This window comes from Microbacterium sp. Bi128, from assembly GCF_918698205.1.
This window is the reverse complement of the sequence record NZ_CAKKMM010000027.1, coordinates 1-23,466: the sequence shown is the minus strand read 5'-3', so window position 1 is coordinate 23,466 and position 23,466 is coordinate 1. Positions and strand designations below refer to the sequence as shown.

The following is a 23,466-nucleotide window of genomic DNA, read 5'->3' as shown; positions in this document are numbered from 1 at the left end:
CGATGGGGCCATGCGCTTCGTCGTCCGCGTCGCCGTCAACGCCTTCGCCATCTGGATCGTCACGCTGATCCCCGCCCTGCAGGTGAGACTCATCCCCTTCGCCCCGGGTGAGTGGCTGCAGGTCGCCCTGACCCTGCTGCTGGTCGGACTCATCTTCGCCCTCGTCAACGGCATCATCGGCACGATCGTCAAGGTCGTCGCCATCCCGCTCTACATCCTGACCCTCGGTCTCATCTCGCTCGTCATCAACGGGTTCCTGCTGTGGCTGACGGCGATCATCACCGAGAACTGGGACTGGGGACTGCGCACCGGGGAGTTCTGGCTGACCGTCGTCGCGGCGCTGCTGATCGGCATCATCAACGCGATCCTCGGCGGCCTGTTCCGACCGAGCCGCGACGACCGGTCACATCGCTGATGCGCTGAGCGCTCGTCCCCGACAGAATGGGGGGATGACCGCGAGTGCCGACGCGCCCTTCCGCGTCGTCTTCGTCTGCAGCGGCAACATCTGCCGGTCGCCGATGGCCGACGTGGTGTTCCGGCGTATCGCCGACACCGCGGGCCTCGGATCGCGGGTCGTCTCGACCTCGGCGGGCACCGGCGACTGGCACGTCGGCGAACGCGCCGACCACCGCACCCTCGCCGCGCTGGACCGCCTCGGCTACGACGGCGCCGCCCACCGCGCACGGCAGTTCGATTTCTCGGACTTCGAGCACAACGACCTCGTGGTCGCCCTCGACCGCAGCCACGAGCGTGTGCTGCGCGGGTGGGCCCGGCACGACGACGACGCCGACAAGATCGGACTGCTGCTGTCGTTCCTCCCGGATGCCGAGACCCTCGACGTCCCCGACCCCTACTACGCGGGGCCCCCGATGTTCGACGAGGTGCTCGGTATGATCGAACGCGCCAGCAGGGCCCTGTTCCGGCAGCTCGAGCCCGCCATCCGTTCCGCGGGCTGACCCGTTCGCTCGACCCCCGGGAGACCCGTGTCCTCTCTGCCCCCGCAGCCCCTCAGCCCGCTCGACGGCCGCTACTTCGCCACCGTCGCCGAACTCGGCGACTACCTCTCGGAGGCCGGGCTCAACCGCGCCCGCGTCGAGGTCGAGGTCGAGTGGCTCCTGGCCCTCACCGACCGGTCGCTGTTCGGCACGTCGCCGGTGAGCGACGACGACCGCACCCGGCTGCGCGCGCTGTACGAGGAGTTCGGCGCCGACGAGATCGCCTGGCTCAAAGAGAAAGAGGCGGTCACCCGTCACGACGTCAAGGCCGTCGAGTACCTCGTGCGCGACCGTCTCGACAGCCTCGGCCTGACGGCCCTCGCCGAGCTGACCCACTTCGCGTGCACGAGCGAGGACATCAACTCCACGGCCTACGCCCTCACCGTGCAGCGCGCGGTCGAGCGCGTGTGGCTGCCGAAGCTGCGGAGCGTCACCGCGGCCCTGACCGAGCTCGCCGTCGAGCACCGGGATGCCGCGATGCTCTCCCGCACGCACGGCCAGCCCGCGACGCCCACCACGATGGGCAAAGAGATCGGCGTCTTCGCGTGGCGCCTGGATCGTGTCATCCGTCAGCTGGATGCCGGCGAGTACCTCGCGAAGTTCTCGGGCGCCACGGGCACCTGGTCGGCGCACGTCGCCGCCGAGCCCGACGTCGACTGGCCCGAGCTCACCCACGCCTTCATCGAGTCGCTGGGCCTGGGCTTCAACCCGGTCACGACCCAGATCGAGTCGCACGACTGGCAGGTCGAGCTGTACGACCGCGCGCGGCACGCGGGTGGCATCCTGCACAACCTCGCCACCGACATCTGGACGTACATCTCGCTCGGGTACTTCACGCAGATCCCCGTCGCCGGAGCGACCGGCTCGTCGACGATGCCGCACAAGATCAACCCGATCCGGTTCGAGAACGCCGAGGCGAACCTCGAGATCTCGGGCGGACTGTTCGCGACCCTGGCATCCACCCTCGTCACGAGCCGGATGCAGCGCGACCTCACCGACTCCACGACCCAGCGCAACATCGGCGTCGCCTTCGGCCACTCCCTCCTCGCGCTCGACAACCTGCAGCGCGGGCTCACCGAGATCTCGCTCGCCGAGGACGTGCTGCTGGCCGACCTCGACACGAACTGGGAAGTGCTCGCCGAAGCGATCCAGACCGTCGTGCGCGCCGAGATCGCCGCGGGCCGCTCGCAGATCACCGACCCCTACGCCCTGCTGAAGGACCTCACCCGCGGACGCCGCGTCGGCGGGCCCGAGCTCGAGGAGTTCGTGCGGGGCCTCGACATCGGCGACGCCGCGAAGGAGCGCCTGCTCGCGCTCACCCCCGCGACGTACGCGGGTCTGGCGTCGCGGGTCGTCGACTCGCTGTAAGCCGCCGACAAACGCGATTTCCGGCCAGAAACGCCGAGGCACGGCGTTTCCCTGCACGAATCGCGTTTATCGCGAAGAGCGGCGGCGGGCGTCCCCGGGAGAATGGATGCCATGCGCGCGATGATCATGGATGCCGAGGCCCAGCCCCTCGAGATCCGCGAGGTTCCCGCCCCGACCGCACCGGCGGGCGGCGTCGTCGTCGAGGTGCACGCGACGGGGCTGTGCAAGAGCGACTGGCATGCCTGGGTGGGGCACGACGACATCACCCTCCCCCACGTGCCCGGGCACGAATTCGCCGGCGTGATCGTCGAGGTCGGGGCCGGCGTGCGCGACGGGGCCGTGGGCGACCGCGTGACGGTGCCGTTCGTGATGGGCTGCGGCGACTGCGAGTGGTGCCGGAGCGGCAACGCGCAGGTGTGCCCGCGCCAAGAGCAGCCCGGCTTCACGCAGTGGGGCTCCTTCGCCGAACGCGTCGTCGTGCGATCCGCCGACACCAACCTCGTCGGCATCCCCGATGCGGTCTCGTTCGAAGCCGCGGCGGCCCTCGGATGCCGCTTCGCCACCGCCTTCCGCGCCCTGACCGCCCGCGCGCGCGTGCGTGCCGGGGAGTGGGTTACCGTCGTCGGGTCCGGGGGCGTGGGGTTGAGCGTCGTGATGATCGCCGTCGCCCTGGGCGCCCGCGTCATCGCGGTCGACCGGACGCCCGCGGCGCTCGAGGTGGCGCGACGCCTCGGCGCAGAGCACACGATCCTCGCCGACGGCGCAGACGTGCCCGCGGCGGTCGCCGCGGTGACCTCGGGTGGGAGCCACGTCTCGATCGACGCCGTCGGCAGCGCGCAGACCGCGCGCGACGCCGTGCTGAGCCTGCGCCGGCGCGGTCGGCACGTGCAGATCGGGCTGCTCCCCACCGCCGACGGGATGACGCCCATGCCGATGGCGCGGGTGATCGCGTGGGAGATCGACGTGCTCGGAAGTCACGGCATGGCCGCCGTCGACTATCCCGAGATGCTCGCCCTCATCGTCAGTGGAGCGCTGCGCCCGCACGACCTCATCGAACGGGTGGTCGGCCTCGACGAGGCGGCACGGCTGCTGCCCGCGATGGACTCCGCCGCCCCCGCGGGGATGACGATGATCGACCCGCGACGGGTCTGAGGGTCAGCGGCGCGGAGCCTCGGGCTCGTCGTCGCGCTTCGGTGCCTCGGCGGCATCCGTCGCTTCCGGCTCGTCGTCCTGGGGGACGAGCAGGGGACGGTCGACCTGCTTCGTCACCTGCGCGGGGTCGACGGCGAGCAACAGAAGCGCCACGCTGACGAGCACGACGATGAAGGTGACACCGGCGGCGATGCCGCCGATCACGAGCGCGCGCTGGATCTCTTCGGCGGGGCGGGCCTGGAAGGCCCCCATCGACACGAGCGTGACGACTCCGGCGAACACGGCGGCGCCGAGGGCGAGCCCCAGAAGCTGGACGGGCTTCATGAGGTCGCGTCGGGTGGGCTTGTCCGTCATGATGCGGCCTCCTCGGCGGGTGCGACCGGAACCGGCTCGCTGCGGCGCGGCGAGAACCCCGCGATCGCAAGGTAGACGGCGACGATGGCCGCGTATCCGCCGAAGATGCCGACGGCGATGACGATCCCGGTGAGGGTGAACGACCCGGCGCCCTCGATGGAGTAGTCGTAGGTGTACTGCATCGGGGTGAGCAGGAAGGCGAGCGCGAGCACCAGAGTCAGGATGCCGACGGTGAGCCCGTCACGGGCGACGGCTGCCGACCGCCCGGCACGCCGATCGCGCACCGCACCGAGGATCTCGACCGCCCCGGACAGGATCGCCCACACGATGACGAGCACGAAGAAGAACGTCGTCGACCGCCACGCCCCGATGCTGGCCGCGAGTCCGGCGACACCGGTGATGACGGCGAGGAGCAGGGGCGTCGACCGCTGGCCGCTCGGGAACACCAGCCACGCCGAGAGGACGAGCACGAGCGCCGTCGCGAGGGCGAATCCGCTGAACACGCTGGAGCCGACCGCCGCGGAGTGATCCGACGAGAACGTGACCATGACCGCGGCCAGAGCGGCGAACAGGGCGCGCGCGAGTTGGACGTGGCGCACGTCGAAGGCGCGCGCAGAAGCGGAAGTGGTCACAGAAGGCCCCGGAGAGACGGTGTCGATGGCATCCAGTCTATTCCTCGGCGGCTGGGCGCCCTCCGTGTGCGCCGACGTCGAGATATCGCGGAGGCGGGCAGCGGACGTCGGCGACTCCTTAGCGTCATCGCAAGATCTACGGATCTTTCGCTCGTCACGGGCGAGAAGACGCGGATTCTCCCCCCTAACGTCAGGCCATGGCCCCGCTTTTCGACACGTCCGCCACCGGCGCACGCGCGGTGTTCTTCGTGTCGGACAGCACCGGTATCACGGCCGAAACGCTCGGCAGCGCCCTGCTGGCCAACTTCCCCGGGGCGCGATTCGAACGCCACACGGTGCCGTTCGTGGGCAGCGTCACCGCGGTCGAGGCGGTCGTCGCGCGCCTGCACCGCGCCGCCGCGGCGGGAGAAGCCCCGATCGTGTTCGCCACGGTCAAGGATGCCGGCATCCGGGCGCGCCTCGCCGATGCCGCCGCGGTGGTCATCGACCTGCTCGCCGGACACCTCACCGAGCTCGAGGCCGAGCTCGGTGCGACCGCCGAGACGCGCGCCGGGCAGTACCACGGCCTCGGCGACCTCGAGCAGTACTTCCGCCGCATGCGTGCCGTGGAGTTCGCCATCGAGCACGACGACGGCCAGAGCGGTCGCGACCTCGCGAGCGCCGACGTGATCATCGTGGCGCCCTCCCGCTGCGGCAAGACGCCCACGACGATGTACCTCGCGCTGCACTACGGGCTCCTGGTCGCCAACTATCCGCTCACCGACGACGACTTCCCCACCGACGGCCTGCCCCGCGTCGTCGCGCCGCACGCCGATCGCTGCTTCGGCCTCACGACCACCGCCCTGCGACTCAGCCAGGTGCGGCACGAGCGGCGCCCGCACTCCACGTACGCCAGCCTCGCGCAGTGCACCCTCGAGATCCGCCGCGCCGAAGACCTCTACCGCCGCACCCGCCTCCCCTTCCTCAGCTCCGCGACCCGGAGCGTCGAGGAGATGTCCGCCGTGATCCTGCAGTCCATGAACCTGCGCGACCGACCCCACGAAAGGCCCACCCCATGACCAACATCCTGCGTTTCGACGAGATCGGCATGACCGACCTCGCCCGGGTCGGCGGCAAGAACGCCTCGCTCGGCGAGATGGTCTCGCACCTGGCATCCGCCGGCATCCGGGTCCCCCCGGGGTTCGCCACGACGTCCGAGGCCTTCGGGCGCTTCCTCGCCCACGCGGGCCTGGACGCCCGTATCCGCGCCGCTGTCGACGGCATCGACGTCGACGACGTCGCGGCCCTGAGCCAGCTCGGTTCCCGGGTGCGCGCGTGGATCGAGGAACAGCCGTTCCCGGCCGACCTCGAGGCCGACATCCGCACCGCCTACGCCGCTCTCGTCGCCGACGAAGCGGACCCCGAGGCCGTGACGTGGGCGGTCCGGTCGAGCGCGACCGCCGAAGACCTGCCGGATGCCTCGTTCGCGGGGCAGCAAGAGACCTTCCTCAACATCGGCGGTATCGAGAACATCCTCCAGGCGATCCGTCGCGTGTTCGCCTCGCTCTACAACGACCGCGCGATCGCCTACCGCGCGCACCACGGTTTCGACCACCACGAGGTCGCCCTCTCCGCGGGCGTGCAGCGCATGGTGCGCTCGGACATCGGATCCTCGGGTGTCATGTTCACCCTCGACACCGAGTCGGGCTTCGACGAGGCCGTGTTCGTCACGAGCTCGTACGGGCTCGGCGAGGCCGTCGTGCAGGGGGCCGTGAACCCCGACGAGTTCTACGCCTACAAGCCGGCGCTGCGCGCCGGCCGCCCCGCGATCCTCAAGCGCTCGGTCGGCGAGAAGGCCATCGCGATGCGGTACACCGACGGTCAGCACGTCGACGGCAGCACGGCCTTCGTCGAGGTGGATGCCGCGGACCGGGGCCGGTTCTCGCTCACGGACGCGGAGGTCGAGGAACTCGGCCGCATTGCTCTCGTGATCGAGGCACACTACGGCCGTCCGATGGACATCGAGTGGGGCAAGGACGGCGTCGACGGGCAGCTGTACGTCGTGCAGGCCCGCCCCGAGACCGTCGTCTCGCGGCGCTCGGCGAACGTCCTGCGCCGCTTCGTGCTCGCCGAGCGCGGCCCCGTGCTCGTCGAGGGGCGCGCGATCGGTCAGCGCATCGGCGCGGGACGCGTCCGCGTGCTGAGCTCGATCGACCAGATGGCCGACTTCGCCCACGGTGACGTGCTCGTGGCCGACATGACCGATCCCGACTGGGAACCGATCATGAAGCGCGCCTCGGCGATCGTGACCGACCGCGGCGGCCGCACCTGCCACGCCGCGATCATCGCGCGCGAGCTCGGCATCCCCGCCGTCGTCGGCACCGGTGTCGCCACGCACGCCCTCCGCGACGGTCAGGAGGTGACCGTCTCGTGCGCCGAGGGCGACGACGGCGTCGTCTACGACGGCATCCTGCCCTTCACCGAGGAGCAGACCGAGCTCGATCGGATGCCGGAACCCCCCGTCAAGGTGATGATGAACGTCGGCACCCCCGACCAGGCCTTCGCGTTCTCGCGACTGCCCCACGCCGGGGTGGGACTGGCTCGCCTGGAGTTCATCATCAACCGGCAGATCGGCATCCACCCGCGGGCGCTGCTCGAACTCGACCGGCTCGACGGCGCGCTCGCGGACGACATCCGCACGCGCATCGCCGCCTACCCCTCCCCCGAGGAGTACTTCATCCAGCGCGTCGCCGAGGGCGTGTCGATGATCGCCGCGGCCTTCGCTCCCGAGCCGGTGATCGTGCGCCTGTCGGACTTCAAGTCGAACGAGTACGCCAATCTCATCGGCGGTCCCCTGTACGAGCCCGACGAGGAGAACCCGATGCTCGGCTACCGCGGCGCCGCCCGGTACGTCTCTCCCGAGTTCCGCGCGTGCTTCGACATGGAGTGCGAGGCGCTCCGCCGCGTCCGCGACGACATGGGGCTGACGAACGTGCAGATCATGGTGCCCTTCGTCCGCACGGTCGCCGAGGCCGCCGCCGTCGTCGAGCTCCTCGCCGCCAACGGCCTGCGCCGCGGCGAGAACGGCCTGCGCATCGTAATGATGTGCGAGCTGCCGTCCAACGCCATCCTCGCCGAGAGCTTCCTGGAGTACTTCGACGGTTTCTCCATCGGTTCGAACGACATGACCCAGCTGACCCTGGGGCTCGACCGCGACTCGGCGCTCATGGCATCCGCGTTCGACGAGCGCGACCCGGCCGTGCGGCACCTGCTCGGAATGGCGATCGACGCGTGCCTTCGACAGGGCAAGTACGTCGGCATCTGCGGACAGGGGCCGAGCGACCACCCCGACTTCGCGCAGTGGCTGGTGGCGCGTGGCATCCAGTCGCTGTCGTTGAACCCCGACACCGTCGTGGAGACGTGGCTCGCGCTCGCGGCGAACGAGCGGCCCCGGGCCGAGATCCTCGCGGAGGCGCAGCTGTCCCGACACTGATCGCGGCGGGGGCGCCCGACTCGCGGCCCGTCGCCGGTTCGCGGGGCCGGCGCACCCCGCAGCTCAGGCTGGGAAACTCACGGCGGCGGTGGAGGGCGCCATCCGCCGAAGCGACCGGACGGCCTCCTCCGCTTCGTCTCCCAAGCCGACGAGATAGCGGCGCCCGTCGGTCGTCGTCAGGCGCACGGTGATGGTCTCGCCGGCGCTGAGGAGGATGCCGTGTCGACGTTGGCTGCCCTTGATTCCCCACCCGCCGAAGTCCTCGAACGGACGGACCTCCTCGACGTCGACGCGGGCGATCTGCTCCCAGCGGAGACGGCGACCCCAGAACGGGACGAGGGAGACCGCCACGCCCCGCTCCCCCGCGCGCAGCCGCACGCCCGAGAAGAACGTGATGACCATGAGCACCACGACGGCCAGCAGAACGACGACCGCACCCGCGGGGGTGTCGACGTTGAGGATGCCCACGAGCAGCAGGATCGCCGGCCCGACGAAAAGGATCGCGCGCAGCGGGGCGTCGAACGGGCGACGAGCGATGGTTCGCATGGACTGGCCTCTCATCGGGACGGGAGCATGTCGGAGTCGGGGGCGGCTTCCGGCGCACCGACCGGCTGCGGGATCGGAGACGCTGTGGCTGCCGTCGCCACGGCCGCCCTCGACGGCCGCGCGAGATACAACAGCAGCGCCGCAACCATGGTCGCCGAGAAGGACCAAAGACCGAAACAGACCGCGATCCCGAGGTGGAACAGGCTGCCGATCACGAGCATGACCGCGCGGTACCGCGGCCCGGCCACCAGCGCGAAGGCCAGGAGCAGCTCGATCAGCAGCGAACCGTACGTCAGCACGGCACCACCCGCAGCCGAACCGGCGACCCAGAGCATCAGAGTGCGCAGGGGCTCGGCGGGGGCGAAGGTCGGGTCCTGGAACCAGTACCAGAGGACGGTTCCGTTCGCCCACTCCTCGACCGGGAACTTCCCGACGGCCGCGTGGAAGTAGATCACGCAGACCTGGATCGCGCACAGCACCAGCGAGGTGTACGCCATCACCTTGGCAACCGGGGCACGCGACGCGTAACCGCGATCGATCTGCCAGTGGTGCCGCCGTCGGTCCACGAGCAGGATCGGGATCAACAGCAACGTCAACACCGCCGAGACCTGATCGCCACCGTCGGGGATCGGGCTCGACATGTTGAAGCTCCAGGCGACCCACCAGTGCGGCACCGCCGTGACCGCGGGCAGGATGCCACTGACCACGGCGAGCAGCACGATCACCGCCACCGCGACGGCGATACCGCCGGTGTCGCCCCGCCACACGCAGAAGAGCGAGATGGCCGAGAAGGGGCGGTCGCACGTGACGCCATCGGGATAGTTGACGCTGCGGAAGAACAGTTGACCGTGTGGGGTGGCCACGATCGTCAGCAGCGTCGCCAGTGCCAGGAGGGATCGCGCGGCTCCGAGCACAGGAGTGAACGGCGTGATCTCGCGGATGCCGCGTTCGGCGGCGGCGACGGCAGCGGGAATCGATCGCAAGGGGGCCACGAGCGCGGCATCGATCGCCGCGCGGGTCTGAGCGGTGCGGGCAGCGAACGTCATCGGATCTCCTCGCACGAGACCGTCAGGCGGATCGCCTGGCCGGCGGATCGGTCGACGAACTCGCGATAGGCCCACGGCACCGGCTCTCGGCGCACGATCCCGACCTCACCGCACAGCCGAAGATCATGACCGACGGATGCCACGGCCCGGGGCACAGCGTCCGTCAGGCACTGCGCATCGTCGCTCTGACGCGGACAATCCTGCCACCACGAATCGTCGACCTCGGCGAGGGCGGTCTGCACGTCGAACTCGGTCAGCCGCGACTCCCGGTTGAGTCCGAAGGCCCAGCGGAACTGCGCGTTGGGACCGCGATCGGCCGGCGTCCACTCTCCGTCCTCGGAGCGGTACGGCGAGGCGACAGGACCCCGTGGCGACTTGGTGAAGAACGCCCAGCCCTGCGGGGCGAGGGGCTGTGCGGCGCGCACCTGCGATTGCAGGGTGGTGGGGAGCAGCTCCCCGATCGGGAGCCAGGTGACGGTGCAGCCCACGAGCAGGACCGTGACCAGCGCCGCGACGGCCCCGACGTGCGAGGCCGCCGTCGCCGATCGCCGATCCCGGCCCTGCGTCGTGGGTGTCATCCGATGCGTCTCGTTCAGCTCGCTGCCACGGCGCGCGTGACGTCGACCGCGAACTGCTCGCGCATCAACTGGGACTTCTCGGACGTGGGCGCGGCGCTGTTGCCACACCACGCCCAGGCGCCGCACCACAGCGCCGCGGCCACGACGACGGCGGCGGCTCCCGTGACCACCACGGTGTTGTGCACGGCAGCAGCGGCATAGGCCCAGCACACCACCGCGACACCGCACGGCGACAGCGCCTGCATCTGGTCGGGGTCGGCGGGGACGGTCTCGGCGGCCGCGACCTGCTGTGCGGCGTAACCGTCGAGCACATCCCCGATGGTCGCGAAGGCCTCTTCCGTGAGCGCCGGGTCCCCCTGGCGGATCTGGTCGAGCGCGGTACCCAGTTCCGGGGATCCGGCGAGGAGCTCACCGGTGACCTGCTGAGCCGAGCGCTCGTATGCGGCCGCGGCCTCGCCGGCATCCTGCTCGCCGCTCGGGCGCACGTCGGCCGTCGTGCCGATCCGGTCGGCGAAGTCGCCCACGCCGAACACCAGGCCCAACACCATCTGCTCGTCGGTGAGCTCGGCCGGGCCCGATGCGGTCGCAGCCGGTGGAGCGACCATCGCCGTCAGCACCAGGGCCGCCGTTGCGACCCAGGCCGCGAGTTTCTTCTTCGTCATGTCCGTCTCCCTGCGGTTTGCGTCCACCGCGAGCGGATCCGCCCGCCTCGGCGACGCTAGGCGGCGAGGGCCACCCCGCGTCATCGCCCTGCGACCACAATGGGGTCGACCTCCGGCCACACCTGGTGATGCGTCCGCGGCCGGAGTGGTGGGGGCGAGTCAGCGGTCGGCCGACCGCATCAGGCGAGGGGCATCCGGGCCACGACGACCCACTCGTCGGCCTCGGCCGCCGCGCGCAGCTCGCCACCGAGCTCGCGGACGCGAGCACCCATGCGATCCACTCCCGTCCCCGCGGACGGCAGGTCGTCGCGGCGTACCGCCGGCAGGGCGTTGCGGACGGTGAGTTCGGCATGGGCGTCCCGGGCCTGCACCGTTAGCACCACCGGGCCGGGCCCGGCGTGCTTGAGCACGTTCGTCACGCACTCGCGCAGAACCCGTGCGAACACCACCCCCACCCGCCGCGGCGCTCGGGGCAGAGCCGAGGTCTCGACGTCGACCGGGTAGCCGGCGGCCTCGAGCGTGTCGGCGGCTTCGCGCACGGCGGCAGCTGGATCCGGCGAGAATCCCGGGGCCTCCGCCGCGCCGTCGTCGGCGATCTCGATCAGGTAGCGCAAGTCGCCCAACGCGTGGCGGGCCGTGAGCCGGATGGTGTCCTGCGCGGTCTGGCGCACCTCGACATCGTCATCGTCGAGGAGCTGAGCGTGCAGGGCGATGACGGTGAGATCGTGCGCGATCCCGTCGTGCAGGTCGCCCGCGAGCCGGCGGCGCTCCAGCGCGGCTGCCGCGTGCTCGCGCTCCCGCGCCCGGGCCAGCTGCGCGTCGAGCCGCTCACCGCGGGCGTGGGCGGCACGCAGCAGCAGCCCGATGCCGCCCAGCACCACGGCCACGACGAGGTAGCCGACGACCATCGCGGGAGCGGTCACCGACTCCCGCGCGACCGCGATCGAGGCCACGGCGAAGGCTGCGGCGTACGCCAGCATGAGAGCCGGCGTGCCGAGCCGAACGACACAGATGGCCGCTATCGCGAAAGCGAGGAGGGTCTGCTGCGGCAATCCCGCCGGGAAGGACAGCACCACGGCCGCGCCGAGCGAGGCGGTGCCGGCCGCCGCCGACCAGAGGTACAGGGCGAAGAGCGCCGTGACGACGAGTTCGAACAGCGCACCCGCGTCATCCCCGTCCTCGGCGACGATGAGAGCGATGACGCCCACCCCGAGACCGGCCAGGAGGAGAACGAGGAGCGCGGTCCGCTCGACCCGGTTCATCGTCGACGCCCCGCGCAGCCAGGAACGAACGCGCGCGACGGGCGCCACCGGCGAGGTGGACATCATCCCAGTATGGCGCGCGTGCCCCCCGGGCTACCCGAAACCCGGGGGCACGCGTCAGGAACAGAGACCCAGCACTCGACAGAGGTAATCCCACACTCCGTATGGCGTCACCATGGCGCCCCCTCCTGTTCCTCGATAGCCCCGACGACCAGCGTCGCCCGTCGGGCGCCCCCCGCACAGTGGACGAATGTCCAGCACGCTGGCCGAAAGTCCATGCGCACCGGTGGGTAGGCTCGCGACATGTCGCAGATCCGGGTGCTCATCGTCGACGACGACCCCCTGGTGCGGGCGGCTCTGTCGCACTTCCTGACCCGCTCCCCCGGCACGGTCGTGGTCGGCGAGGCCGGCGACGGGCGGGACGCCCTCGATCAAGTCGGCCGCCACCAGCCCGACGTCGTCCTCATGGACGTCCGAATGCCCCGGATGGACGGCATCGACACGACGGCGCACATCGCGGAGCGTTGGCCGGATGTGCGAGTGCTGGCCGTGACGACGTTCGACACGGTCGACACCGTATTGCCGATGCTGCACGCCGGAGCATCGGGGTACCTGCTGAAGGACTCTCCCGCCGAGGAGATCGTCCAGGGCGTGCACCGGGTGCAGGAGGGCACCACGTCGCTCTCGCCGCGGATCGCCGCGCTCCTGATCGAGCACGTGCGCACCCGGGCCCGACCGGCGCCGGTCGGCGCAGACGGCCTCGAGAAGCTGACGGATCGGGAGGGCGAGGTGCTGCGCTGCCTCGCACGCGGCATGTCCAACGCCGAGATCTCGACGGAGCTGTTCGTGTCGGAGGGGACCGTGAAAGCGTGTCTCGGCCGGATCATGACGAAATGGGGGGTCCGGGACCGCGTGCAGATCATCGTGGCCGCAGCGCAGGCGGGGATTGTCTCCTTCACGTGAACGCCCCGCCGGCCGTGTCCCGACCGCTGCAGTCTGCTCGTCGTGCCACCGACGCGTCGACGCAACGCGCGATGAGCGCGCTCGCCCCATGATCGCGTCGCGTCCTCCTCGGCGCGGGCTCCGCACGGCAGGCGCGTGAGGATCGATCCTCCGATGGACCCGGATACTCCCTGCGATGGACGACCCCGATGCCACGGCCCGGTGGGATGGAGACATGTCCGCTCTCACTCCTCCCGTGCTCACTGCCTCCGGCCTGGTCAAGCGCTACGGCGAGGTCGCCGCGCTCGACGACGTCTCGCTGACCATCCGCGCCGGGGAGTCGGTCGCGGTCATGGGCGCCTCCGGCTCGGGCAAGACGACGCTGCTGCACTGCCTCGCCGCGATCCTTCCGCCGGACTCCGGGTCGGTCGTGCTGAGCGCCTCGGGGGTGGAGCCGCGTGAACTCGTCGGCCTCGACGAGGGCGAGCGCGCGCGGGTCCGCCGCACCGCTCTGGGCTTCGTCTTCCAGGAACACTTGCTGCTCCCCGAACTGACCGCGGTCGAGAACGCGGCCCTGCCGCTGCTGCTGCAGGGAATGCGCAGACAGGATGCCGAGCGGCACGCGGCCGCGTGGCTCGCCGCGCTCGGCCTCGCCGGCCTGGAGCAGCGCCGCATCGGGCAGCTCTCGGGCGGTCAGGCGCAGCGGGTCGCGATCGCCCGCGCCCAGGTCACGGGCGCACCGGTGGTCTTCGCCGACGAACCGACCGGCGCCCTCGACTCGGCCACGTCGTCCGAGGTGCTCCGCGCCCTGCTGGGTGCGACCACCGGGCAGGGCCGCACGCTCGTGATGGTCACGCACGATGCCGACGTCGCACGTCGCTGCTCGCGCATCGTCCGGCTGCGCGACGGACGGATCGTCGACGACGCGGCGACGGCGCCCGGCACCCCCGCCGACAGCGTGAGCGAGGCGGGGCGATGAGCGCCGTTCTGCCGCTTGCCCGGATGCTGTCGCGCCCGAGCCGTCAGGGCCGGGCCGCGATCGTGCTGCCGATCGTCGCCTTCGCGGTGACGACCGCTCTCCTCCTCGTGGTGGCCGGCGGGGCGCGCATGTTCCTCGTCGACCCGCGGGCGGTCGCGGGAGGCTTCTACGGCACCCTCGCCGTCCTCGCCCTCGTGCTGCTCGCCGTCCCCCTCGCGACGCTCGGCGCCGCGGCCGCGCGCCTGTCCAGCCGCCGCCGCAACGACCGGCTCGCGACGCTGCGGCTCCTCGGCGCGAGCGGCCGCGAGATCTGGTCGCTGACGGTGCTGGAGGCCACGGCCACCGCCGCGATCGGTGCCCTCGCGGGAGTGGTGCTGTACGCGGCGCTGCTGCCGGCGGTGGGGATGCTGCCCTTCTTCGGCGGCCCGATCGGGGTCGGGGCCGTAGCCGCCGATCCGCTGCTCGTCGCCGTCGTGGTCGTGGCCGTCATCGCCATCGCGGCCGTCAGCGCCGCCGCGGGCCTGCGGCGGGTGACGGTCACGCCCCTCGGCGTGCGCACGCGTCAGTCGGCACCGCCGAAGCGGACGTGGGTGCTCGTGGTCGGTGGCATCCTGATCGCGCTCGTCGTCCTGGCCGTGGCCAACGTCGACGTGTTCGGGCCCGCCGCGTCGACGGCGGTGCTGCTGGCGCTGTTCGGCGCCGGCTTGGGGCTGCTGAACCTCGTGGGGGCGCCGATCATCGCCGCCCGAGGGCGTGCGATGGCCCGCAACGCCGGAACGGCCGCCCGACTGATCGCGGGCCGCGAGCTCGCCGCGCACGCGGGCCCGGCCTGGCGTCGGGTGTCGGGCATGGCGCTGGTGTCCTTCATCGCCGTGGTGGCCGGCTGCGGCTTGGCGCTCGTCGGCCTCTCCGGCGACGTCGACACGATGCTCCTCGACATCCGCACGGGAGTGCTCCTGACCCTCGGGATCGCGTTCGTCCTGCTCGCGTGCGCGGTGGGCGTCACGCAGGCGTCGGCGGCGTTGGAGGACCGCGAGCTCATCGTGGGCCTCGATCGCCTCGGCATCCCGGAGGCCGAACTGCGGCGCGCCCGCCGGCTGACGGTCATGGTGCCGCTGCGGTGGGCGGCGATCGGCGGGGCGGCTCTCGGCGCGGTGCTGGCGTTCCCGGTCGTGGGGCTGAGCCTCGTCGCCGCGCCGCTGTCGGTGGCCACGGTCGCCGGCACGTTCGTCGCGGGCTTCGCGCTCGTGGCCGCGGCCTTGGCCTCGACGCGGCCCATCGTCACCGGCATCCGCCGCGGCACGCTCTGACGCGGGCACCCGCGGGGGCTCGCCGGCGACCCGGCCGGAGCCCGCGCGGGTGCTAGCGTGCGGGGGTGAACCCGGATGCCACGCCCCCGCGCCTGATCCACGTGTCCGCCGCGGTCATCACCGACGCCGACGGGCGTCTGCTGCTCGTGCGCAAGGCCGGCACGACCGCGTTCATGCAGCCCGGCGGAAAGCCCGAGCCGGGCGAGACACCCGCCGAGACCCTGGCGCGCGAACTCGCCGAAGAGATCGGCATTCGCGTCGCGCCCGCCGACCTCGAGCCCCTCGGGTCCTTCACCGCCTCGGCCGCGAACGAGCCCGGCTTCGCGGTCGTCGCCGACGTGTTCCGCGTCGACATCGGCGACCAGCAGCCGACCCCGGATGCCGAGATCGCGGAGCTCCGCTGGGTCACCGCCGCAACGGCACCCGGGATCGAGATCGCCCCGCTCGCGCGGGAGTACTTCCTGCCCGCCTGATCAGGCGCCCGCGAGGGCCCGCAAGGCCATGTCGGCGAGGATCGCGGGGGCGTTCGCGGCCACGGCGCTGTGCGGCGTCGAGTTGAGCAGACCGAAGGTGGCGAGCAGCCGCGTCTGACGTTCGTCGGCGGCGAGGTGGGGACGCCGCTTCGCGAGCACGGCATCCCACTCCTGCACGTATTCGCGCTGCAGACGCCGCACCTCGTGATTGGCGTCGGCCGCGAGCTGCGCGAGTTCGCGGTCCTGCAGCCGGATGGTGTCGGGGTCGGCGGTCGCGAAGTCGAGGTGGAACCGCACGAGCCGGGCCAGCGTGTCGTCGGGCGCGGACTGCTCCGCCACGATCTCGCGGCACCCGTCGAGCAAGCGCGTACTGGCGTCGGTGAGGAGTTCGGCGAGCAGCGCATCCTTGCTGGGGAAGTAGTTGTACAGCGCCGGGCCGCTCATGCCGACGGCTTCGCCGAGCTCGACGGTCGACACCGCGGCGAACCCGCGCTCGGCGAAGAGCCGGGCCGCCGATCGCATGAGGGATGCGCGGCGGTGGGCCTTCTGCGTCGCTCGCCAGGTCGCGGTCACGGCATCCATCGTAGGTTCGCGGGTCACTCCGCCTCGGGCGCGACGACGGCGAGCGTCTGCCCGCGCGACACGACGTCTCCGACACGAGTGTGGAGCGCGATGCGCCCGGCGACGGTGGAGCGCACGACGTGTTCCATCTTCATCGCCTCGACGACCGCCACCGCGGCGCCGACCTCGACCCGGTCGCCGTCGGCGACGCGCAGCACGACGACGCTGCCCGGCATCGGCGACACGACGAGAGGATCGGCGTTCACCGCGGCGTCGGCCGTGTGCCGCGGTCGGGCGATCTCGACGCGCAGCACGGTGCCGTCGCGCGCGAGCCAGACCCCGTCCGCGTCGACCTCGGCGGCGAACGTGCGGACCTCGCCGTCGACGTCGACCGAGACGCGCCCGTCGTCGGTCGCGCGGACGCGCGCCGGTCGCTGCCCGGTGTCGTCGACGAGGGTCGGATGCCGCGGAGAGCCGCCGACGGCGACCTCGCGCTCCTCCCCCGCCGCGGCCAGCCGGAACCGGCGCGGGGCGGCGGGTCCCAGCCGCCAGCCGTCGCCCCGCGACCACGGGCCGCCCGACGAGGAGGCGGTGGCGGCGTCGAGCAGCAGTGCCGCCTCGGCGAACGCCCGCCCGTCCGCGGCCGCGGGCACGAGCGCGGCGGACTCGCGGGCGATGAGCCCCGTGTCCATCGTTCCCGCGACCACGTCGGGCACCTCGAGCAGCGCCCGCAGGAACGCCACGTTCGTCGGGAACCCGAACACCGCGGTGTCGCCGAGCGCGGCGACCAGCCGGCGGCGAGCGCTCTCGCGGTCGGGGCCCCACGCGATGATCTTCGCGAGCATCGGGTCGTAGTCGACCGAGACGTCGAGGCCGTCCTCGAGCGCCGTGTCGACGCGAACGCTCGCGCCGGCGGGATGCCGCACGCGCGTCACCCGCCCGCCGGTCGGCAGGAATCCGGATGCCGGGTCCTCGGCGTACACGCGCGCCTCGAACGCGTGCCCGGTCAGGGTCACGGCATCCTGGGTCACCGTCAGCGGCTCGCCGGCGGCGATGCGGAGCTGCTGCTCGACGAGGTCGAGGCCCGTGACTTCTTCGGTGACGGGGTGCTCGACCTGGAGCCGCGTGTTCATCTCCATAAAGAAGAAGGCGTCGGGGGCGTCGGCCGAGACGAGGAACTCCACCGTCCCCGCGCCCCGGTAGCCGACGCTGCGGGCCGTCTCGCACGCGGCTTCGCCGATCCGCGCGCGGGTCGCGACGTCGAGCAGCGGCGAGGGCGCCTCTTCGATGACCTTCTGGTGCCGGCGCTGCAGCGAGCACTCCCGCTCGCCGAGATGGATGACGCCCCCGTGCGCGTCGGCGAGCACCTGCACCTCGATGTGCCGCGGAGTGCGCACGTACCGCTCGAGGAAGAGCGTGTCGTCACCGAAGCTCGCGGCCGCCTCCCGCCGGGCAGCGGCGAGCGCCGGAGCGAGCTCGCTCTCGACCTCGACGACATGCATGCCCTTGCCGCCGCCGCCGGCCGAGGGCTTGATCAGCAGCGGATACCCGACGCCCGGGGCGGCGCCGATCAGCTCGGCATCCGTCATTCCGGCGCGCGCGACGCCCGGAACGGTCGGCACCCCGCGGGCCTCGACGGCGTGCTTGGCGGTGATCTTGTCGCCCATGACGGCAATGGCATCCGGTGTCGGTCCGACGAAGACGATCCCGGCGGCCGCGCACGCGCGCGCGAATCCCGCGTTCTCGGCGAGGAAGCCGTACCCGGGGTGGATCGCCTGCGCGCCCGTCGCGCGCGCGGCGCGCAGCACGGCGTCGACGTCGAGGTAGCTCTGCGCGGCCGGGGCGGGCCCGAGACGCACCGCGACATCGGCGAGACGCACGTGGCGGGCGTCCGCGTCGGCGTCGCTGTAGACCGCGACCGAGCGGATGCCGAGGCCGCGCAGCGTGCGGATGATGCGGCAGGCGATCTCGCCGCGGTTGGCGATGAGGACGGTGTCGAACATGGTCATCACATCCGGAAGACGCCGTAGCCCGGCGTATCGAGGGGCGTGCGCGAGACGACGTCGAGCGCGAGGGCGAGGACGTCGCGGGTCTGGCTCGGCTCGATGATCCCGTCGTCCCACAGCCGGGCGGTGGAATAGTACGGGCTCCCCTGCTCCTCGTACTGCGCGCGGATCGGCGCTTCGAACGCGGCCTGGTCCTCGTCCGACCACGCGCCGCCGCCGCCCTCGATCTGGTCGCGGCGGACGGTGGAGAGGACGGATGCCGCCTGCGGACCGCCCATGACCGAGACACGCGCGCCCGGCCACAGCCACAGGAACCGCGGCGAGTACGCGCGGCCGCACATCGAGTACGTGCCGGCGCCGAAGGAACCGCCGACGACGACGGTGAGCGTGGGCACCGACGCGCACGCGACCGCGTTGACCATCTTGGCGCCGTGCTTGGCGATGCCGCCGGCCTCGTACTCCCGACCGACCATGAAACCGGTGATGTTCTGCAGGAACACCAGGGGGATGCCGCGCTGGTCGCACAGCTCGATGAAGTGGGCGCCCTTGAGCGCCGACTCGCCGAAGAGCACGCCGTTGTTGGCGACGATGCCGACGCGGTGCCCCTCGATGCGGGCGAACGCGGTGACGAGGGTCTCACCGTACTCGCGCTTGAACTCGTGGATACTGCCGGCATCCACGATCCGCGCGAGGATCTCTCGGGCGTCGTAGGGGGCGGTGAGTTCGACCGGGACGACGTCTTCGAGCTGTTCGACGGGGTGCTCGGGTGCGCGCGAGGCCTCTGGGGCGACCCGCAACGGCGGCGTCGGCGGCAGGGTCGCGACGATGTCGCGGACGATCTCGAGCGCGTGTGCATCGTTCTCGGCGAGGTGGTCGGTGACGCCCGAGACGCGCGTGTGCACCGCTCCACCGCCGAGATCCTCGGCGGTGACGACCTCGCCGGTGGCGGCCTTCACGAGCGGCGGCCCGCCGAGGAAGATCGTGCCCTGGTTGCGCACGATCACGGTCTCGTCGCTCATCGCCGGGACGTACGCCCCACCCGCGGTCGACGAGCCGAGCACCGCGGCGATCTGCGGGATGCCGTCGCGCGACATCCGCGCTTGGTTGTAGAAGATGCGGCCGAAGTGGTCGCGGTCGGGGAACACCTCGTCCTGCATCGGCAGGAACGCCCCGCCCGAGTCGACGAGATACACGCACGGCAACCGGTTCTCGGCGGCGATCTCCTGCGCGCGGAGGTGCTTCTTCACGGTGACCGGGTAGTACGTGCCGCCCTTGACGGTCGCGTCGTTGGCGACGACCATGACGTGGCGCCCGTGCACGAGCCCGATGCCCGCGACGACACCGCCCGCCGGGCAGTCCCCGCCGTACATCCCGAATGCCGCGAGCGGCGCCACCTCGAGGAACGGACTGCCCCGATCGAGCAGCGCGTCGATGCGGTCGCGGGCGAGCATCTTGCCCCGGGCGACGTGGCGTTCACGGGAGCTCGCGGGGCCACCCCGGGCGGCCTCCGCGCGGCGCTCGCGAAGGTCGGCGACGAGGGCGCGGTAGGTGGGCACCATGGCAACTCTCCATCGGGTTATCGAGCGGTAACTGGATTCAGGTTACGGATCGGTAATCGATTTGTCGAGGGGAGTGGTCGGCGCTGCGGGTGTGGGCGGGGGCCCGCGTCAGTTCACCAGGAGCCCTTGCGGTAATCCTTCAAGAAGATGCCGAACAGGTCTTCGCCGGCCTCGCCGCGCACGATCGGGTCGTACACGCGTGCCGCCCCGTCGACGAGGTCGAGGGGCGCGTGGAATCCCTCCTCGGCCAGGCGCACCTTGGTGAAGTGCGGCCGCTCGTCGGTGATCCAGCCGGTGTCGACGGCGGTCATCAGGATGCGGTCGCTCTCGAACATCTCGCGGGCGCTCGTGCGCGTGAGCATGTTCAGCGCAGCCTTGGCCATGTTCGTGTGCGGGTGGCCCGGACCCTTGTAGCCGCGGCCGAAGACACCCTCCATCGCCGAGACGTTGACGATGTACTTCCGCCGCGCCGTCGAGGCCGCCATCGCGGGCCGCAGGCGGCTCACGAGCAAGAACGGCGCGGTCATGTTGGCCAGCTGCACTTCGAGCATCTCGAGGGGCTCGACCTGGTCGATGTGCTGCGTCCAGCTGTTGATGCGGTCCTCGTCGGGAACGAGCCCGCCCGCGTCGATCGCGGTTCCCGCGGCCAGGCGCTCGAGCGACGACGATCCGGCGGCCATCGCCTCCGCTGTCAGCTCCTCGGCCGTGCGCGCGGCCGACGCCAGGATCGGGTGCGCCGACACCGACTGCGCCAGCGCCAGCGGGTGGGCGTCGTTGGTGTGGCCGAACGTGAGCAACTCGGGCAGAGGTCCGTCCGGAAGCGGGGCCAGCTCGGCATCCACCAGGGGTTTGTAGGCCCCCGGCGAGCGGCGCACGGTCTGGGCCGCGTTGTTGATGAGGATCTCGAGCGGTCCCTCGGATGCCACCGCATCGGCAAGGCCGATCACCTGGGCGGGATCGCGCAGGTCGATGCCGACGATCTTGAGGCGGTGGATCCAGTCAGCGCTGTCGGGCAGTGACGAGAACCGGCGCACGGCGTCGCGGGGGAAGCGTGTGGTGATCGTGGTGTGGGCGCCATCGCGCAGCAACCGCAGCGCGATGTACATCCCGATCTTGGCGCGGCCGCCGGTCAGCAGCGCCCGCTTGCCCGTGAGGTCGGTGCGTGCATCGCGCTTCTCGTGGCTCATCGACGCGCAGTCGGGGCACAGCTGGTGGTAGAACGCGTCGACGAGGGTGTAGTCCTCTTTGCAGATGTAGCAAGCGCGGGCCTTGATCAGCTCGCCCGCGAACGGCGTCTCGACGCGGGTCGCGAGCGGGATGCCGCGCGTCTCGTCGTCGATACGGTCGGGGGCGCCGGTCGCGGTGGCGGCGACGACCGCGCGGTCGGCGTCGGCGATCCGCTGCCGCTTGTCTTTCCGCGACTGCCGCTTGACGTCTTTGTAGAGCTTGCCGGTCTGGCGGCGCAGCGCGATGTAGGCCGGATCTTCGGGATCCAGCGAGGCCGCGGCGTCGAGCACGCGCAGGGCGATCTCGAGCTCGTGAGGATCGATGGATGCCACGCGGCCGGCCTCGCGATCGGGTGTCGGGAGTGTTTCGGGCACGGAAGAGTGTACCCGGGCGCGCCGGGCGCAGGTCCCCGGGCGTGTGGCATCCCCTCCCCGCCGCCCGCGGGGGCGACGCTGTCGCCAGAACAGGGGATGCGACGAAGACAGGCCGATGAAGCGGAAACCAGCCTGTGCCCGTGGCATCCCCTGTTCTCGTGCCGGAGGCGGGGGCGCGTCAGGGTTTGCCGTTGTCGATCCAGCGCGTGTGCGTCTTCAGCGCGTGCGTGACCGCAAACCTGACCACGACGTAGAGCGCCGCGCCCACCACGGCCAGGCCCACGATCCAGATCAGAAGCAGCATGATCACGTGTAGTCCACCCATCGCTGTCATCATCCGGCGACTCTAGCCGCCGACGCCGCCCGCGTCTGCCCGCCGCGATCCGGTCGCCAGAACAGGGGATGCCACGAAGACAGGCCGATCGGGCGGGAAACGGCCTGTCATCAGCCCATCGCCTGTTCTCAGCGCACCGCCGCCGGCGCAGGGCTCGCTGCCGGCACCGGTCGCGGCGCCGCGGACCCGCGCCGGTCGGGGTCGAAACGCAGCAGCACGCGCTGCATCCGCGACTCGACGCCCCGGTGCAGCACCCACGCCAGGCCGAGCGAGATCGCGAAGGCGAGCACGGCGAGCGCGATCGCGCGAGGCCAATGCAGCTCGGGATGCCCGTCGGGCCAGGCCGACGAGACCGAGGCGATCACGAGCAGGTGCACGAGATAGAACGCGAACGTCAGTCGCCCGAGCTCTTGCCACATCGGCCGCGCGAGGAACGTCGACGAGCGGTGCGCATCGGCCGACGCGAGCGAGGCCACGAGCAGCGCGAAACCGCCGACCGTGACGGCGAGGCCCGGGCGGATCTCGGTCCCGGGCAGGGCCGGCGCCTCCGAGAGCGCGTAGCCGAGCACCGCCAACGGCAGCGCGAACCGGAGCGACGCGGGCCGCCACGACGTCTGGGCCATGAGCAGCGCGAGCGCGACGCCGAGCACGAACTCGGGCAGCCGCAGCAGCGGGGTCGATGCGGCCGCCATCGGCACGGGCGAGACCGCGGCGATCGCCGGAGCCAGGGCGACGAGGGCGAGCGATCCCACGACCACCGCCCAGAGCACGCGGGCGGATCGCCCGGCGACCAGCCGGATGATCAGCGGGAACATCAGGTAGAAGAAGGCCTCGCACACGAGCGACCAGCTCGCCGGGTTCCCGGCCTGCCACCAGTCCGGGTTCCACCCGCTGACGAGCAGGAGGTTCGCCCCGAGCGGCGCCAGACCGTCGGTGCGGATCTCGGGCACGAGCGTCGCGGCGGCGAACAGCGCGAGGCCGAGGCCGACGACGTGGAGCGGATAGATGCGTGCGGCGCGGTGCAGCCAGAACGACCGCGCGGTCTGCGCGGGCTTGTACCCCCACGCCAGAACGAACCCCGACAGGATGAAGAACAGCGTCACGCCGGTCTTCCCGGCCTCGAACACGAAACCCCACACGTCACCGGCGCGACCGCCGAAGTACTCCACGGCCATGATGTGGTGCCCGAAGATGAGCAACGCCGTCGCCCAGCGCAGACCGGTGAGCGACGGAAGGTGTCGGGCCGCTCCCGAGCGAGGGGATGCCACGGGCCGAGCGAGCGGACGCGGAGCCGCCACGGTGGTGCTGATGGTCATCGCCTCCTGGAACGCTCGCTTCGGTGGCGCGAGAGCCGCGCGGACCCGGGAACGTTACCCGTTCGTGATGTAGAGAAGCCTGAAAGCCCCCGGGCTTGACGCGGGGCCGTGCGCAGTGGCATCCACCGGCGCCCTCGTCCCGCTCATGGCTATCTCGGCGCCCGCGAAGCCGCAGAGATTGGGACAAGGGGACCACCCCCGCCGCGCGAGCGCACCGCCGCGGGGAGCGGAGGAGATTCGGGGAGCGGAGGACGGATCACGGCGTTCTGCTCCTCCCCTGGCGGAATCTCCTCCGCTGCCGGGGCGCCACCGCCGGGC

The 23,466-nt window shown here is 71.7% G+C and carries 23 protein-coding genes; 10 read left to right on the top strand and 13 right to left on the bottom strand.

Annotated features, from left to right (window positions below):
• The first annotated feature begins 10 nt into the window (after positions 1 to 10).
• The 4 genes from LQV45_RS04140 to LQV45_RS04125 all read left to right on the top strand — a co-directional run bounded on the left by LQV45_RS04140 (position 11) and on the right by LQV45_RS04125 (position 3,515).
• Positions 11 to 415: a phage holin family protein gene (locus tag LQV45_RS04140; protein ID WP_230005881.1), complete on the top strand. Its 405-nt coding sequence runs from the start codon at positions 11 to 13 to the stop codon at positions 413 to 415.
• 34 nt (positions 416 to 449) lie between these two features.
• Positions 450 to 956 carry a low molecular weight protein-tyrosine-phosphatase gene (locus tag LQV45_RS04135; RefSeq protein ID WP_230005879.1) on the top strand — a complete coding sequence of 169 codons (507 nt, stop codon included), beginning with the start codon at positions 450 to 452 and terminating at the stop codon, positions 954 to 956.
• Between the two features lie 27 nt (positions 957 to 983).
• Positions 984 to 2,363 (top strand): adenylosuccinate lyase, encoded by a 1,380-nt coding sequence (gene purB, locus LQV45_RS04130; protein WP_230005878.1) that lies wholly within the window; start codon positions 984 to 986, stop codon positions 2,361 to 2,363.
• 111 nt (positions 2,364 to 2,474) lie between these two features.
• A complete protein-coding gene (locus tag LQV45_RS04125; protein ID WP_230005877.1) occupies positions 2,475 to 3,515 on the top strand; it encodes a zinc-binding dehydrogenase in 1,041 nt (346 codons plus the stop codon).
• A gap of 3 nt (positions 3,516 to 3,518) precedes the next feature.
• Here the strand turns inward: LQV45_RS04125 and LQV45_RS04120 are convergent, their stop codons facing one another.
• Positions 3,519 to 3,869, bottom strand: a complete 351-nt coding sequence (locus tag LQV45_RS04120; RefSeq protein ID WP_230005876.1) for an amino acid transporter — start codon at positions 3,867 to 3,869, stop codon at positions 3,519 to 3,521.
• Positions 3,866 to 4,501 carry an acyl-CoA synthetase gene (locus LQV45_RS04115; RefSeq protein WP_230005875.1) on the bottom strand — a complete coding sequence of 212 codons (636 nt, stop codon included), beginning with the start codon at positions 4,499 to 4,501 and terminating at the stop codon, positions 3,866 to 3,868. Before LQV45_RS04115 ends, LQV45_RS04120 begins: the two co-directional genes overlap by 4 nt.
• 197 nt (positions 4,502 to 4,698) lie before the next feature.
• Here LQV45_RS04115 and LQV45_RS04110 point away from each other — a divergent pair, with 197 nt between their 5' ends.
• Together LQV45_RS04110 and ppsA are read left to right on the top strand one after the other, a co-directional pair.
• On the top strand, positions 4,699 to 5,559 hold the full coding sequence (locus tag LQV45_RS04110; protein ID WP_230005874.1) for a pyruvate, water dikinase regulatory protein: 861 nt from the start codon (positions 4,699 to 4,701) through the stop codon (positions 5,557 to 5,559).
• Positions 5,556 to 7,973 (top strand): phosphoenolpyruvate synthase, encoded by a 2,418-nt coding sequence (gene ppsA / locus LQV45_RS04105; protein ID WP_230005873.1) that lies wholly within the window; start codon positions 5,556 to 5,558, stop codon positions 7,971 to 7,973. Before LQV45_RS04110 ends, ppsA begins: the two co-directional genes overlap by 4 nt.
• A 63-nt stretch (positions 7,974 to 8,036) precedes the next feature.
• Here the strand turns inward: ppsA and LQV45_RS04100 are convergent, their stop codons facing one another.
• From LQV45_RS04100 to LQV45_RS04080, 5 genes are all read right to left on the bottom strand, one after another.
• Positions 8,037 to 8,519 carry a PH domain-containing protein gene (locus tag LQV45_RS04100; RefSeq protein ID WP_230005872.1) on the bottom strand — a complete coding sequence of 161 codons (483 nt, stop codon included), beginning with the start codon at positions 8,517 to 8,519 and terminating at the stop codon, positions 8,037 to 8,039.
• An 11-nt stretch (positions 8,520 to 8,530) separates the two neighbouring features.
• Positions 8,531 to 9,565, bottom strand: coding sequence for a sporulation-delaying protein SdpB family protein (locus LQV45_RS04095; RefSeq protein WP_230005871.1), 1,035 nt, complete (start codon positions 9,563 to 9,565; stop codon positions 8,531 to 8,533).
• The gene (locus LQV45_RS04090; RefSeq protein WP_230005870.1) at positions 9,562 to 10,143 is read right to left on the bottom strand and encodes an SdpA family antimicrobial peptide system protein; all 582 of its coding nucleotides are present in this window, start codon (positions 10,141 to 10,143) and stop codon (positions 9,562 to 9,564) included. Before LQV45_RS04090 ends, LQV45_RS04095 begins: the two co-directional genes overlap by 4 nt.
• 14 nt (positions 10,144 to 10,157) lie before the next feature.
• Positions 10,158 to 10,805: a hypothetical protein gene (locus tag LQV45_RS04085; RefSeq protein ID WP_230005869.1), complete on the bottom strand. Its 648-nt coding sequence runs from the start codon at positions 10,803 to 10,805 to the stop codon at positions 10,158 to 10,160.
• A 179-nt stretch (positions 10,806 to 10,984) separates the two neighbouring features.
• A complete protein-coding gene (locus LQV45_RS04080; RefSeq protein ID WP_230005868.1) occupies positions 10,985 to 12,133 on the bottom strand; it encodes a sensor histidine kinase in 1,149 nt (382 codons plus the stop codon).
• Positions 12,134 to 12,370: 237 nt separating this feature from the next.
• On the opposite strand from LQV45_RS04080, the gene LQV45_RS04075 reads away from it, so the two are divergent.
• The 4 genes from LQV45_RS04075 (at position 12,371) to LQV45_RS04060 (ending at position 15,771) form a co-directional block, all read left to right on the top strand.
• Positions 12,371 to 13,030 carry a response regulator transcription factor gene (locus tag LQV45_RS04075; protein ID WP_230005867.1) on the top strand — a complete coding sequence of 220 codons (660 nt, stop codon included), beginning with the start codon at positions 12,371 to 12,373 and terminating at the stop codon, positions 13,028 to 13,030.
• Positions 13,031 to 13,205: 175 nt separating this feature from the next.
• The gene (locus tag LQV45_RS04070; RefSeq protein ID WP_374208139.1) at positions 13,206 to 13,988 is read left to right on the top strand and encodes an ABC transporter ATP-binding protein; all 783 of its coding nucleotides are present in this window, start codon (positions 13,206 to 13,208) and stop codon (positions 13,986 to 13,988) included.
• Positions 13,985 to 15,298: an FtsX-like permease family protein gene (locus LQV45_RS04065; protein ID WP_230005866.1), complete on the top strand. Its 1,314-nt coding sequence runs from the start codon at positions 13,985 to 13,987 to the stop codon at positions 15,296 to 15,298. The genes LQV45_RS04070 and LQV45_RS04065 overlap by 4 nt, the downstream gene beginning before the upstream one ends.
• A gap of 65 nt (positions 15,299 to 15,363) precedes the next feature.
• Positions 15,364 to 15,771 (top strand): NUDIX domain-containing protein, encoded by a 408-nt coding sequence (locus LQV45_RS04060; protein ID WP_230005865.1) that lies wholly within the window; start codon positions 15,364 to 15,366, stop codon positions 15,769 to 15,771.
• Here the strand turns inward: LQV45_RS04060 and LQV45_RS04055 are convergent, their stop codons facing one another.
• The 6 genes from LQV45_RS04055 to LQV45_RS04035 form a co-directional block, all read right to left on the bottom strand.
• Positions 15,772 to 16,371 carry a TetR/AcrR family transcriptional regulator gene (locus LQV45_RS04055; protein ID WP_230005864.1) on the bottom strand — a complete coding sequence of 200 codons (600 nt, stop codon included), beginning with the start codon at positions 16,369 to 16,371 and terminating at the stop codon, positions 15,772 to 15,774. It abuts the gene before it with no gap.
• Positions 16,368 to 18,341: a biotin carboxylase N-terminal domain-containing protein gene (locus tag LQV45_RS04050; RefSeq protein ID WP_230005863.1), complete on the bottom strand. Its 1,974-nt coding sequence runs from the start codon at positions 18,339 to 18,341 to the stop codon at positions 16,368 to 16,370. The genes LQV45_RS04055 and LQV45_RS04050 overlap by 4 nt, the downstream gene beginning before the upstream one ends.
• On the bottom strand, positions 18,341 to 19,897 hold the full coding sequence (locus LQV45_RS04045; RefSeq protein ID WP_230005862.1) for a carboxyl transferase domain-containing protein: 1,557 nt from the start codon (positions 19,895 to 19,897) through the stop codon (positions 18,341 to 18,343). The genes LQV45_RS04050 and LQV45_RS04045 overlap by 1 nt, the downstream gene beginning before the upstream one ends.
• Before the next feature lie 113 nt (positions 19,898 to 20,010).
• Positions 20,011 to 21,498 carry an SDR family oxidoreductase gene (locus LQV45_RS04040; RefSeq protein ID WP_230005861.1) on the bottom strand — a complete coding sequence of 496 codons (1,488 nt, stop codon included), beginning with the start codon at positions 21,496 to 21,498 and terminating at the stop codon, positions 20,011 to 20,013.
• Positions 21,499 to 21,676: 178 nt separating this feature from the next.
• Positions 21,677 to 21,802, bottom strand: coding sequence for a hypothetical protein (locus LQV45_RS35625; protein WP_290370206.1), 126 nt, complete (start codon positions 21,800 to 21,802; stop codon positions 21,677 to 21,679).
• Positions 21,803 to 21,960: 158 nt separating this feature from the next.
• The gene (locus LQV45_RS04035) at positions 21,961 to 23,148 is read right to left on the bottom strand and encodes an acyltransferase (protein ID WP_230005860.1); all 1,188 of its coding nucleotides are present in this window, start codon (positions 23,146 to 23,148) and stop codon (positions 21,961 to 21,963) included.
• Positions 23,149 to 23,466: the final 318 nt, after the last annotated feature.